This window comes from Nonomuraea rosea (assembly GCF_039539705.1).
Lineage (GTDB): Bacteria > Actinomycetota > Actinomycetes > Streptosporangiales > Streptosporangiaceae > Nonomuraea > Nonomuraea rosea.
In genome coordinates this window covers 224,333-236,433 of record NZ_BAABDQ010000017.1, presented here as the reverse complement: position 1 = coordinate 236,433, position 12,101 = coordinate 224,333, and the positions used below count along the sequence as shown (strand labels likewise).

Here is a 12,101-nt window from a genome sequence, read left to right as displayed (position 1 = left end):
TACGTGAAGTCGATACGAGTGGCTGTGGCCGCCGCCGCGGTGGGCCTCGCGCTCACTGCCTGCTCCTCGCCCATGCAGGCCGGGGCCGCGGCCGTGGTCGGTAAAGAGCGCATCTCCACGAGCAAGCTGAACACGGACGCGCAGGCGTACCGCGGCGCGCTCAAGAGCGCCAAGCTGGACGAGACGGCGCTCGGCGTGCCGGTCGACCAGTACGTGCTGCGGCGCCTGGTCGACATGAGCGCCTCCAAGCAGCTCATGCAGCGCTACAACGTACAGGTGAGCGAGTCGGAGATCGACGCCAAGCTCCAGGACCCGGGCGAATACCAGTCGGCCCAGATCAACCTGCTGGCCCTGGGCGTCGCGCCGACCTACGCGCGCGAGTTCGGCCGGGTGTCGGCCGGCCTGGCCAAGCTGCAGCAGCAGGTCGGGCAGACGGGCCAGCAGAAGCTGGCCGAGGAGTTCACCTCCATCAAGACGGTCTACAGCCCCCGCTTCGGTGTGCTGAACACGCAGCCGTCGCAGGAGAACCCGTCGCTGTTCCTGGACGCCGGCAGGTTCGGCAAGGCCACCCCGCAGCAGGCGCCACAGCAGCCGCAGCAGGAACAGCAGCAACAGCAGCCGCAGGGCTAGCCGCATGCCGCTGATCGTCGTCACCACCTCGCCCAGGGTCGCGCCGGGCCTGCTGAGCCACCAGGCCTGGCAGGCGCTGCGCTCGGGTCCTGTGCTGACCGGCTCCGCCGCGCATCCGCAGCTCCCTTACCTGGCCGAGGCGGGGGTGGCGGTCGAGGTCGTCACGCCCGACGCCGCGGCGCTGGTCCGGCGGGCGGCGGCCGAGACGGTCGTGTGGCTGGCGTCCTCCTCTTCTGAACGGGAGGGCGAGGACTTCATGCGCTCGGTCGGGCACGCCGCCGTGGCGCTCGACGATCCGCCGCTGATCGAGGTGGTGCCCGGCTCGTACGACCTGCCGGGCGCCCGGGTGCTCGACCTGGTCGGGGTGATGGACCGGCTGCGTACCGAGTGCCCTTGGGATCGTAAGCAGACGCACGAGACGCTGGTCCCGTACCTGCTCGAAGAGGCGTACGAGGTGCTGGAGACGATCGAGCAGGGCGACTATCCCGCGCTCAGGGAAGAGCTGGGCGACCTGCTGCTCCAGGTGGTCTTCCACGCGCGGGTGGCCGAGGACTTCGACATGGACGACGTCGCGGCCGGGATCGTCGAGAAGCTCGTCCGGCGGCATCCGCACGTGTTCGGGTCGGTGCGGGCCGAGAGCGCCGACGAGGTGAACGCCAACTGGGAGGCCATCAAGGCGGCCGAGCGGGCGGCCAAGGGGCGCGAGTCGGTGCTCGAAGGCGTGCCCATGGGGCAGCCCGCCCTGTCGCTGGTGGCCCAGCTCCTGCGCAGGGCCGAGCGGGCGGGGGCTCCCGAGTCGCTGTCGGCCGCGGTGGGGCAGGGGGTGGCGAGAGAGCTGTTCGATCTCGTACGCCGGGCGGCCGACGCGGGGCTCGACGCCGAGGCGGAATTGCGGGCGGCGGCTCGGTCTTACCGGAATCGGGTGCGGGCCTGGGAGTCCGACTGAGATTGGCGCGATAAGTCGCGAAATGTCAGGATCCTTGGGTTGTCAGTGAGACCAGGGGGACTGGTGGCGGAGCTGAGACGGCTGCATTCGGGGGAGCCGCGGCACGTGGCGGGCTACCGCCTGCTCGGCGGCCTGGGCGACGGCGGGCAGGGCTCGGTGTTCCTGGGCAGGGACGCCGACGGCGGGCACGCGGCCGTGAAGGTTCTGCACGCGCGGCTGACGGGGAACGACCGGGCCAGGCGCAGATTTCTGCAGGAGAGCGCGACGGCGGCCAGGGTCGCCGGGTTCTGCACGGCCAAGGTGCTGGGGAGCGGGCTGGTCGAGGGGCGGCCGTACATCGTCAGCGAGTTCATCGACGGGCCGTCCCTGCACGAGCGGGTGCTGGCGGGCGGGCCGCTCTCCGGGGGCGAGCTGGAACGGCTGGCGGTCGGGACGATCACCGCGCTGACCGCCATCCACGGGGCCGGGATCGTGCACAGGGACTTCAAGCCGAGCAACATCCTGATGGGGCCGGACGGACCGCGCGTGATCGACTTCGGCATCGCCAAGGCCATGGACGCCTCGACGACGGCCAGCAGCGTGGTGGGGACGCCCGGGTACATGGCGCCCGAGCAGATCGCGGGGGAGAGCGCGACGGCGGCCACCGACCTGTTCAGCTGGGCGTCGTCGATAGGGTTCGCGGCGACCGGGGAGCCGCTTTTCGGGCGTGACTCGATTCCCGCCGTGATGAACCGGATCCTGCACGCCGAGCCCGATGTGAGCGTGGTCGCCGAGCCGCTGCGCTCGGTCCTGGAGTCGTGCCTGGCGAAGAACCCCGCCGCGAGGCCCTCGGCCGACCACGCCCTGAAGCGCCTACTCGGCCACAAACCCCCACAACCCACCACCGTCCCACCCGCTACCTCCCCCGAGGCCCCACCCACCGCCTCCCCTGCCGTCCCACGCGCTGCCGTCCCGCGCATTGCCTCACCCGCAGGCCCACCCGCTGCCGTCCCACGCATCGCCTCACCCGCGGCCCCGCCCACCGCGGCCCCACCTGCCGTCGCCTCACCCGCCGCTGCCCCGCCAACGCGGCGCCCTTCCACCCAGCGCCCACCCAGACAGCGCGTGCCCTCAACCGGCGCACGCTCCCAGGAGGCGGCCTCGCCCGGCGACGGCTCCCGTGGGGCGGGCCGGCGTGAGGCGGGCGGTGAGCCTGCGGAGGCGCAGATGGGCATCGGGGGCACCGGGCTGCGGCGGCGGAGGTGGGCCGTCGCGGGCGTGGGCGCGCTGGTGGCCGCCGGCGCGGTGACCGGTGTCCTGTGGCGGGGTACAGGGACGCTCGCCACCGGCCCCGGGACCGGCACGTCCGCCGCCGACGGCACGGCCACGTTCGGCACAGAGCTGGGACCGGCGTTCGGCCCACAGTCGGGCGCGAACGTCACGGCGATGGCCATCGGGCACGACAAGGGACGGCCTGTGGTGGCCTACGCCGACGAGAGCAGCAACTCGATCATGGTGTGGGACCCGCGGGCGGGCAAGCTCGTCGGCTCGCTCGCCGGCCGAGGTGGGCGGCCGGTGCTCTCGATGGCGCTCACCACGCTGGGCGGCAGGCAGACCGTGCTCTGGACCGGCGGCGACGGCATCCTGAGGCGCTGGCGGATCGGCGACGCCAAGCAGGGGGCCTACAACGGGGTGTGCCAGGCCGACGCCCGCATGGCGCTCGGCTCCTGGCTCGACCAGCCGGTCGCCGTGATCGGCTGCCCCGACGGCCAGGTCAAGACCATCAATCTGGCCTCGAACGAGCGGGTCGGCGAGACGCGACAGGTCAGCGGCGAGGTCACCGCGCTGGCGTGGGACGAGCGCAGCGGCCGTCCGCTGGTCGGCACCGACCACGGCCTGCTCGGGAGCTCGGCGGGGACCATCGGCAAGGGCCGGGTCAGCTCGGTGTCCGTGCTCGGCGACGGCCTGGCCGCCATCACGACGGGCGCCTCGACCAGCGTGTACGACCTCACCGACGGCCGTCTCGTACGCGGCTTCAGCACGGGTGGTGCGAGCATGGGCGTCACCGCGGCGGGCGGCCGCCGGATGATCGCCGGCGGCGCCGACGGCGTCACGGTCTGGAACGCCGACCGCGGCGAAAAGCTGGGCCGGCTCCTGAGCGCGGGCACCAAGGCGACGACCCTGGCTCTGGGCGACGGCCTCCTGGTCGCCGTCGTAAACGGCGAACTCCGGGCCTGGAGCCTGACCGGCAACAGCTGACCCCCGGCCTGAAGCTCGCCCGGCGGGAGCCGAGCCGTAGAGCCCCCATGCGTCGGACCCGCACCGTGCGGTGCCGTGTGCGGGCGTACCGATAGGCTCTGATGGCATATTGCCTTTCGATTTAGGAGCTCATCCCGTGGCTACCATCGAGGTCGTATACGCCCGCGAGATCCTCGACTCCAGGGGCAACCCCACGGTCGAGGTCGAGGTGGTGCTCGACGACGGCAGCACCGGCCGTGCGGCCGTCCCGAGCGGGGCCTCCACCGGCCAGTTCGAGGCGGTCGAGCTGCGCGATGGCGGCAAGCGCTACGGCGGCAAGGGCGTGGAGAAGGCCGTGCTCGCCGTGACCGACGAGATCTCCGAGGAGATCAACGGGGTCGAGGCCGAGGACCAGCGCATCATCGACCAGATCATGATCGACCTGGACCGCACGCCCAACAAGTCCAAGCTCGGCGCCAACGCCATCCTGGGCGTCTCGCTGGCCGTCGCCAAGGCCGCGGCCGACAGCGCCGACCTGCCGCTGTTCCGCTACCTGGGCGGCCCCAACGCCCACCTGCTGCCCGTGCCGATGATGAACATCCTCAACGGCGGCGCCCACGCCGACACCAACGTCGACATCCAGGAGTTCATGATCGCGCCGATCGGGGCGGAGTCGTTCCGCGAGGCCGTGCGCATGGGCACCGAGGTCTACCACGCGCTCAAGGGCGTGCTCAAGGAGAAGGGCTACGCGACGGGCCTGGGCGACGAGGGCGGGTTCGCGCCCAACCTGCCGTCCAACCGCGACGCGCTCGACCTGATCCTGGTCGCCATCGAGCGGGCCGGCTACGTGCCCGGCGAGGACATCGGGCTGGCGCTCGACGTGGCCGCCTCCGAGTTCCACAAGGACGGCGTCTACACGATCGACGGCAAGGGCCTGTCGGCGGAGGAGCTCATCGCGTTCTACGCCGACCTGGTCGCCAACTACCCGCTCGTCTCCATCGAGGACCCGCTCGACGAGGAGGACTGGACCGGCTGGAAGGCCATCACCGAGGCGCTCGGCGACAAGGTGCAGCTCGTCGGCGACGACCTGTTCGTCACCAACCCCGAGCGGCTTGAGCGCGGCATCCAGTCCGGCACCGCCAACGCCCTGCTGGTCAAGGTCAACCAGATCGGCACCCTGTCGGAGACCCTCGACGCGGTCGACCTGGCCCACCGCAGCGGCTACCGCTGCATGATGAGCCACCGCTCCGGCGAGACCGAGGACACGACGATCGCCGACCTGGCGGTGGCGGTCAACTGCGGCCAGATCAAGACCGGCGCCCCCGCCCGCTCCGACCGGGTGGCCAAGTACAACCAGTTGCTGCGCATCGAAGAACTCCTCGACGACGCCGCCCGTTACGCGGGTCGCGCGGCTTTCCCGCGCTTCCGGCGCTAGTTTCGAGTACGGCTCGCGGTAGGCAGGCGGACAGACGGGTAAGACGGACGAGCCGCGGGCCGTACTTGAGGGGGTGTTCAGCAATTGGCGAAGAGGCCGCAGCTGACCGGGCGGGCCGCCATCCTGGCCGTCGTGGTCTGCGCGATCGCGATGAGCCTGGCCTACCCGGTCCGCGAGTACATCAGCCTGCGCCGCAGCATCGCCGAGCAGCGCGCGGAGAGGGCCTCGGTCGAGGCGGAGCGGCAGTGGCTGCTGGCTCGTGACCGGCAGAGCCGCGATCCCAACTGGATCAAGAAGACGGCCAAAGAACGGCTCCACTACTGCGGGCCGGGCGAGAAGTGCTACGTGGTGATGGAGCAGGACCAGGGCCAGCAGCAGGCCGCGGTGAAGCAGCCGGCGGCGGTGCCGCCGTGGTATCAGACGCTCTGGGAGTCCGTGGAGGCCACGGACAAGGGCACCGGCCGCAGAGCGGTCACCGGAAAGGAGAGTGTTGGACGGTAAAGACGCCGAGGTCGTGGAGAAGCAGCTCGGGCGACCGCCGAGAGGGCTGCGCGGGGTGGCGCACCGCTGCCCGTGCGGCAACCCCGACGTGGTGGAGACCGCGCCCCGGCTGCCCGACGGCTCGCCCTTCCCGACCCTCTACTACCTGACGTGCCCCAAGGCGGCCTCGGCGATCGGCACGCTGGAGGGCTCCGGCCTGATGCGGGAGATGCAGGCCAGGCTCGCCACCGAGCCCGAGCTGGCCGCCTCCTACCAGGCCGCGCACGACGACTACGTCGCCAGACGTGACAAGGCGGCACAGGAAGAGGGCATGGCGCCGCTCCCGCCAGACATGCAGAGCACCGGCGGCATGCCGCTACGAGTCAAGTGCCTGCACGCGCTCGTCGCGCACGAGCTGGCGGTGCCCGGTGCCAACCCGTTCGGCAGGGAGGCGCTCGACGCGCTCCCCGAGTGGTGGAGTGACGGACCATGCGTGTAGCCGCCGTCGATTGCGGCACCAATTCCGTACGCCTGCTCATCGCGGACGTCCACGACGACGTTCTGCAGGACGTCGACCGGCGGATGGAGATCGTCCGCCTGGGCCAGGGCGTCGACAGGACCGGCAGGCTGGCGCCCGACGCGCTGGAGCGCACGTTCAAGGCGATGCGCGCCTACCGCGAGCTGATCGACCGGCACGGCGCGACGGCGACCCGCGTGGTGGCGACGAGCGCGACCAGGGACGCGGCGAACCGGCAGGAGTTCGTGGACGGCGTCCGCGAGATCTTCGGGGTCGAGCCCGAGGTCGTGTCGGGCTCCGACGAGGCCGAGCTCTCCTTCACGGGCGCGACCAGGGGGCTGGTGCACCTGTCGCCCGAGACCGAGGTCCCCCAAGGGCCGTTGCCCCCTTACCTGGTGGTGGACATCGGCGGCGGATCCACCGAGTTCGTGGTCGGGTCCCAGCACGCCGAGTCGGCGCTGTCGGTGGACATCGGCTGCGTGCGCCTGACCGAGCGTCATCTGCGTGACGCCGACGATCCGCCTTCCGCGCTCGCGCTGGAGGCCGTGGTCGCCGACATCGAGGAGGCGCTCGACCGGGTGGAGGCGGAGGTGCCCGTACGCCGGGCGCACACGCTCGTGGGCCTGGCCGGGTCGGTGACGACGATCGCGGGCATCGCGCTCGACCTGCCCTGCTACGACTCGGCCCGGATCCATCACTCGCGGATCTCCGCCGGGCAGGTGCACGACGTCACGCGCAGGCTGCTCGCGATGACCCATGGTGAGCGGGCCGAGGTGCCCGTGATGCATCCGGGGAGAGTTGACGTCATTGGTGCCGGTGCGCTCATTCTTGACCGGATCGTCCGCCGTTTCGGGTTCTCGCAGGTCGTTGTGAGCGAACACGACATTTTGGACGGTATTGCCTGGTCTCTCACCCGGTAGCTGAAGAAATCCGGACATTTCTGATCTATGGGTGGTGTTGAGGGTGCAATCTGTATTGTGATTAGGTAAAGGAGCATTACGGGGGCTTTGCCATATCGCTGTGCACGGAAGGTGCTGGCGTGGCGACCGTTCCCGAGCGCGTCTTTTCCCTCACGGAATGGAGCACTCTCACATGATGTCTACCGGTTTAGCACGTAAGGCGGCGGCGTTCGGCGCGTCAGCCGCAGTGCTGGCCGCCCTGGCAGCGGGCCTGGTCGCCAGCCCCGCACAGGCGGCGACCGCCACCACGGCGAAGACGGCCACGACCGCGACCGCCAAGGGCGCGAAGGTTTACGTCTCGACCCCCAAGGCCTCCACGGGTGACTACGAAGGATCCTGCCCGGTCAAGGTGAACTTCTCGGCCAAGATCAAGGTGGCCGCCAAGGGCAAGACCGAGCTGGCCTACCGCTGGTTGCACGGCGACGGGTCCAAGGGCAAGGTCAAGGTGGTCAAGCTCAAGGGCACCAAGTCGGTGACGGTCAAGCAGTCCGTCACCTTCAAGGAGGACGTCAAGGGCTGGGAGGCCGTTCAGGTCCTCGGTCCGAAGAAGGTCACCTCGAAGAAGGGCTACTTCTCGGTCTCCTGCGGCAAGCAGCAGGAGGACGTGCGTACGAACTGGGACCTCTCGGTTTCGGCCCGCGCCTGGGCCAGCCCGTCCTCGTACGCGGGCCCCTGCACCCCCGGCGACAAGATCGACTTTGTCGGCCTGATCGAGACCAACCGGCCCACCTGGGTCCGTTACCGCTGGGTTCTCAACGGTGACGTGGTCGACTACGGCCGGGTGAAGGTCCGCGACGCACGCAAGGTCGGTTTCGGCTTCTCCCCGCGTCACAGCGACCGTGGCTGGGCGCAGCTGGAGATCCTCGGCCCCGACAGTGGCTCCTCCAACCGGGCCTACTACAAGGTCTGGTGCAAGGACACCGCCCCTGAGGCGCCCGCAGTCAAGATCTCGGCCGCTACCTCTGTGGCGACCACCACCGACTGCAAGGTGACCGCCAGCGGCACCGTCACCTCGACCGGCGCCGGCAAGGTCCGCTGGACCTGGACGCTGAACGGCACCTCTGTGGGCAGCGGCGAGACCTACTTCGGCCGTCACGGCGGCACGAAGAGCATCGACGCGATCTCGGCGGCGCTGACCGGCGAGGCCGCGAAGGGCGGCACCGTCTCGCTCTCGGTCACGGGCCCGGACAACAGCGAAACTGTCACGAAGTCGTACTCCGCGTGCCAGTCGCCGTCTCCGTCCCCGTCTCCGACGCCTACGGAAAGCCCCAAGGCTTCCTGAGCGACGCGAGGCTGATCCACACGAAGCCGGCAGACATGCGGCCGGCTGACTGAACAGGGACCGGGTGGCACCGCGAGGCGCCACCCGGTTTTTCGTGTTGCCACTACTACGCTTTGCACAGTAGTGTGCTTTGCGTGGATAGCAGCCAGCTGCTCAAGGGAGTGCTCGACCTGGCCGTGCTGGCCGTTCTCAACGAGCGTGACGGCTACGGCTACGACGTCGTCCGCCGGCTCAGAGAGGCGGGCCTGGAAGAGGTGGGCGACGCCTCCGTCTACGGCACGCTGCGCCGCCTGTTCAAGGCAGGCGCGCTGACCTCGTACGTGGTGGCCTCGGACGAGGGGCCGCACCGCAAGTACTACGGGCTCAACGAGGTCGGCAGAGGCATGTACGCCACCTCGGCCAAGACCTGGGCCTCCTTCGCAGCCACCATGGCATCCCTGCTCAAGGAGGGACAAGCATGACCCCCGAACAGTACGCACAGGCCGTACGGGATGCCCTTGCCGATCATCCCGAGCGAGAGGAACTGCTCGAAGACCTCGACGACCACCTGGCCGAGATCGCCGCGGAGTCGGACCTTCCGCTGGAGCACCGGCTCGGACCGCCGGCTGTCTACGCGGAGGAGCTGGCCGCCGCCTACGGGGACCGGCCGGAGCGCGGCCGCAGGCGCCGCCCGGACCCGCGGGAGTGGGCGCTGAGGGCGCACACCAGGCTGCTGCACCAAGGCTCCTACCGGAGCTTCGCGCACTTCCTGCCCGAGCTGCGGCCGGGCTGGTGGGTGCTGCGCGGCTACCTGCTGGCCATGTTGCTGCTGTCGGTGGCCGACGAGGGCCGGATCGTCCCGTCGAACATCGCCGACCTGGCCGTGGTCGCGGCGGGCATCTGGGTCTCGGTCTGGTTCGGCAGGCGGCGCGGCAGGGGGCTGGCGTCCGTGCTCACGGCGGGCGTCAACGTGCTGGCGGTGCTGGCACTGTTCGCCGGCATGGTGGCGGCCGATTCGCTGGGCTCATCGGACTCCGGCACCATCGCCATGGCGCAGCGGCCGGTGTGGGTGGACCAGGTCGGCTCCGACGACGTCTACAACATCAAGCCGTACGCCAAGGACGGCACCCCGCTGACCGACGTCTACCTCTACGACCAGGACGGCAACCCGATCACCACCCATCCGGAGATCTTCGGCTACCGGGTCGACGAGTCGTGCGGTCAGCCGATACTCAACCGCTATCCGCTGCCGCTGGTCAGGGACGGCCTGCCGGACGACCCGCGGACGGCGCCGGAGCCGGCGCCCACCTGCGCCGCCCCGTCCGCGTCGGCCGCCCCCGCGGCCACCGTGACACCCACCCCCGCGCCTGCCGCCACCGCCGTGCCCGAGCCGAAGAAGACCCGCTGATCGGGCACCATACGGTGTCATGAGCTTCGTACCTCCTGGCACCGGCTGGCCCGGCGACCCGGCGACAGCGGCCACGCCGGTCGCCCAGGACCCCGCGGACGTGCGCCGCCTCGCCGCCACCAGCACCACCCTCGCGGAGCTCACGGCCGCGCAGTCCGTCTGCCGTGCCTGTCCCCGCCTGGTGGCCTGGCGAGAGGAAGTCGCCGAGGTGAAGCGGCGCGCGTTCGCGGACGAGACGTACTGGGGCCGTCCCGTGCCCGGCTGGGGAGCCGAGCACCCGCGGATCCTGCTGGTGGGCCTGGCGCCGGCCGCGCACGGCGGCAACAGGACCGGGCGGATCTTCACCGGCGACCGCAGTGGCGACTGGCTGTTCGCCTCGCTGTTCCGCACGGGCCTGGCCGCCGCGGAGACGAGCACGCACGCGGGGGACGGGCAGCGGCTGCTCGGCACGCGTGTGGTGGCGTCCGTGCGCTGCGCGCCGCCCGCGAACAAGCCCGAGCCCGCGGAGAAGAGCACCTGCTTCCCGTGGATGGCCAGGGAGATGGCGCTGGTCGCGCAGGACGTGCGGGTGATCGTCGCGCTCGGCGGCTACGCCTGGCAGGCGATGTGGCCCGCGCTCAAGGAGACGGGCTACGAGCTGCCGCGCGCCAGGCCCCCGTTCGGGCACGGCGCCGAGGCCGTGATCCGGTACGGCGAGAGCCCCGTGACGCTGCTCGGCTGCTACCACCCGAGCCAGCAGAACACCTTCACCGGCCGCGTCACCGCCCACATGCTGGACGAGATCTTCACCAGGGCCAGGTCACTGGCTGTGTGACGCGTCGCACCACGCCAGGATTGGCTTCATGGAGGGCGCTGACGTAGGCTTGTGAATGCTTTCACAAGCACTCCACGAGGGATGGGGCCTCAGGATGAACAAGCACATCTTGATCGTCGGCGGCGGTTACGTCGGCCTGTACACGGCGCTCCGGCTGCAGCGCAAACTCCACCGGGAGCTGCGCAGCGGCGAGGCTCGCATCACGATCATCGATCCCCAGTCCTACATGACCTATCAGCCCTTCTTGCCGGAGGCGGCCGCGGGCAACCTCTCGCCCAGGCACATGGTGGCCCCGCTGCGGCGGATCCTGCCCAAGGCGCACATTCTCAACGGCACGGTCACCAAGGTGAACCACGCCGAGCGCGTCGTGACCTTCCAGCCGGCCGAGGGCGAGCCGCGCCAGGTGGCCTACGACGTGATCGTGATGGCCGCCGGTTCGATCTCGCGCACGCTGCCCATCCCGGGGCTGACCGACATCGGCATCGGGTTCAAGACCGTGGGCGAGGCCATCGCGCTGCGCAACCGCGTGCTGCACCTGCTCGACGTGGCCGAGTCGACCGACGACCCGGAGTTGCGCCGCAGGGCGCTGACGTTCGTCGTGGTCGGCGCGGGCTTCGCGGGCGTGGAGGCGCTCGCCGAGCTTGAGGACATGGCCAAGCACTCGACCCGCTACTACCGCAACATCGAGCCCGCGGACCTGCGCTGGGTGCTCGTCGAGGCCACGACCAGAGTGCTGCCCGAGGTCGGTCCCGAGATGGGCAAATGGACCCTGGAGCAGCTGCGTGAGCGCGGCATCGACGTCAAGCTCGACACCCGCCTCGAATCCTGCGAAGGCGGCCACGTCGTCCTGTCGGACGGCTCGGAGTTCGACGCCGAGACCCTCGTGTGGACCGCGGGCGTCAAGCCGAGCCCGGTCGTGAACGACGGCGACCTCCCGCTCGACGAGCGCGGCCGGATCAAGGGCACCACCACGCTCACGGTCGCGGGCACCACCGACGCCTTCTCGGCCGGCGACGCCGCCGGGGTCCCCGACGTGACGAACCCGGGCCAGTATTGCGCGCCCAACGCCCAGCACGCGGTCCGCCAGGCCAAGGTGCTGGCCGACAACATCGTCCGCCACCTGCGCGGGCAGGAACTGGTCGAATACCGCCACAAGTATGTCGGATCGGTAGCCGGCCTGGGCCTCCATCAGGGCGTCGCGAATGTCTATGGCGTCAAGCTTCGCGGATTCCCTGCGTGGTTCATGCACCGCACCTACCATCTGTCGCGGGTGCCGACGCTGAACCGCAAGGTCCGTGTCGTCGTCGATTGGACCCTGGCCCTGTTCTTCAAGCGAGAGACCATCTCGCTGGGTGAGATGGAGCACCCGCGCGATGGCTTCAGGGCCGCGGTGGCGACGACTCGTCGCTAGCCCAGGCACGGCAGCGCCCCGGT

Annotated in this window: 12 protein-coding genes; all 12 read left to right on the top strand. The window is 70.5% G+C overall.

Annotation, left to right across the window (positions count from 1 at the left end):
- Positions 1-3: 3 nt before the first annotated feature.
- The 12 genes from ABEA43_RS34430 to ABEA43_RS34375 all read left to right on the top strand — a co-directional run bounded on the left by ABEA43_RS34430 (position 4) and on the right by ABEA43_RS34375 (position 12,078).
- Positions 4-630, top strand: a complete 627-nt coding sequence (locus ABEA43_RS34430) for a SurA N-terminal domain-containing protein (protein WP_345568483.1) — start codon at positions 4-6, stop codon at positions 628-630.
- A gap of 4 nt (positions 631-634) precedes the next feature.
- Positions 635-1,576, top strand: coding sequence for a nucleoside triphosphate pyrophosphohydrolase (locus ABEA43_RS34425; RefSeq protein ID WP_345568481.1), 942 nt, complete (start codon positions 635-637; stop codon positions 1,574-1,576).
- Positions 1,577-1,639: 63 nt separating this feature from the next.
- Positions 1,640-3,814 (top strand): WD40 repeat domain-containing serine/threonine protein kinase, encoded by a 2,175-nt coding sequence (locus ABEA43_RS34420; protein ID WP_345568480.1) that lies wholly within the window; start codon positions 1,640-1,642, stop codon positions 3,812-3,814.
- A gap of 136 nt (positions 3,815-3,950) precedes the next feature.
- Entirely contained in the window at positions 3,951-5,228 is a 1,278-nt protein-coding gene (eno, locus tag ABEA43_RS34415; protein ID WP_345568479.1) for a phosphopyruvate hydratase, read from the top strand.
- Between the two features lie 84 nt (positions 5,229-5,312).
- Positions 5,313-5,729 (top strand): FtsB family cell division protein, encoded by a 417-nt coding sequence (locus ABEA43_RS34410; RefSeq protein ID WP_345568477.1) that lies wholly within the window; start codon positions 5,313-5,315, stop codon positions 5,727-5,729.
- A complete protein-coding gene (locus ABEA43_RS34405; protein WP_345568475.1) occupies positions 5,719-6,207 on the top strand; it encodes a DUF501 domain-containing protein in 489 nt (162 codons plus the stop codon). Before ABEA43_RS34410 ends, ABEA43_RS34405 begins: the two co-directional genes overlap by 11 nt.
- A complete protein-coding gene (locus ABEA43_RS34400; protein WP_345568473.1) occupies positions 6,198-7,145 on the top strand; it encodes a Ppx/GppA phosphatase family protein in 948 nt (315 codons plus the stop codon). The genes ABEA43_RS34405 and ABEA43_RS34400 overlap by 10 nt, the downstream gene beginning before the upstream one ends.
- 172 nt (positions 7,146-7,317) lie before the next feature.
- Positions 7,318-8,466 (top strand): hypothetical protein, encoded by a 1,149-nt coding sequence (locus ABEA43_RS34395; RefSeq protein WP_345568472.1) that lies wholly within the window; start codon positions 7,318-7,320, stop codon positions 8,464-8,466.
- A gap of 134 nt (positions 8,467-8,600) precedes the next feature.
- Positions 8,601-8,927: a PadR family transcriptional regulator gene (locus ABEA43_RS34390; RefSeq protein WP_345568470.1), complete on the top strand. Its 327-nt coding sequence runs from the start codon at positions 8,601-8,603 to the stop codon at positions 8,925-8,927.
- Entirely contained in the window at positions 8,924-9,853 is a 930-nt protein-coding gene (locus ABEA43_RS34385; protein WP_345568469.1) for a hypothetical protein, read from the top strand. The genes ABEA43_RS34390 and ABEA43_RS34385 overlap by 4 nt, the downstream gene beginning before the upstream one ends.
- 19 nt (positions 9,854-9,872) lie before the next feature.
- On the top strand, positions 9,873-10,667 hold the full coding sequence (locus ABEA43_RS34380; protein WP_345568467.1) for a uracil-DNA glycosylase: 795 nt from the start codon (positions 9,873-9,875) through the stop codon (positions 10,665-10,667).
- Positions 10,668-10,761: 94 nt separating this feature from the next.
- On the top strand, positions 10,762-12,078 hold the full coding sequence (locus tag ABEA43_RS34375; RefSeq protein WP_345568465.1) for an NAD(P)/FAD-dependent oxidoreductase: 1,317 nt from the start codon (positions 10,762-10,764) through the stop codon (positions 12,076-12,078).
- Positions 12,079-12,101 lie beyond the last annotated feature (23 nt).

Coding starts and splice junctions, on each gene's coding strand:
- ABEA43_RS34385 (WP_345568469.1), top strand. CDS start 8,924: ATGACCCCCGAACAGTACGCACAGGCCGTACGGGATGCCCTTGCCGAT.
- ABEA43_RS34425 (WP_345568481.1), top strand. CDS start 635: ATGCCGCTGATCGTCGTCACCACCTCGCCCAGGGTCGCGCCGGGCCTG.
- ABEA43_RS34380 (WP_345568467.1), top strand. CDS start 9,873: ATGAGCTTCGTACCTCCTGGCACCGGCTGGCCCGGCGACCCGGCGACA.
- ABEA43_RS34375 (WP_345568465.1), top strand. CDS start 10,762: ATGAACAAGCACATCTTGATCGTCGGCGGCGGTTACGTCGGCCTGTAC.
- ABEA43_RS34400 (WP_345568473.1), top strand. CDS start 6,198: ATGCGTGTAGCCGCCGTCGATTGCGGCACCAATTCCGTACGCCTGCTC.
- ABEA43_RS34395 (WP_345568472.1), top strand. CDS start 7,318: ATGATGTCTACCGGTTTAGCACGTAAGGCGGCGGCGTTCGGCGCGTCA.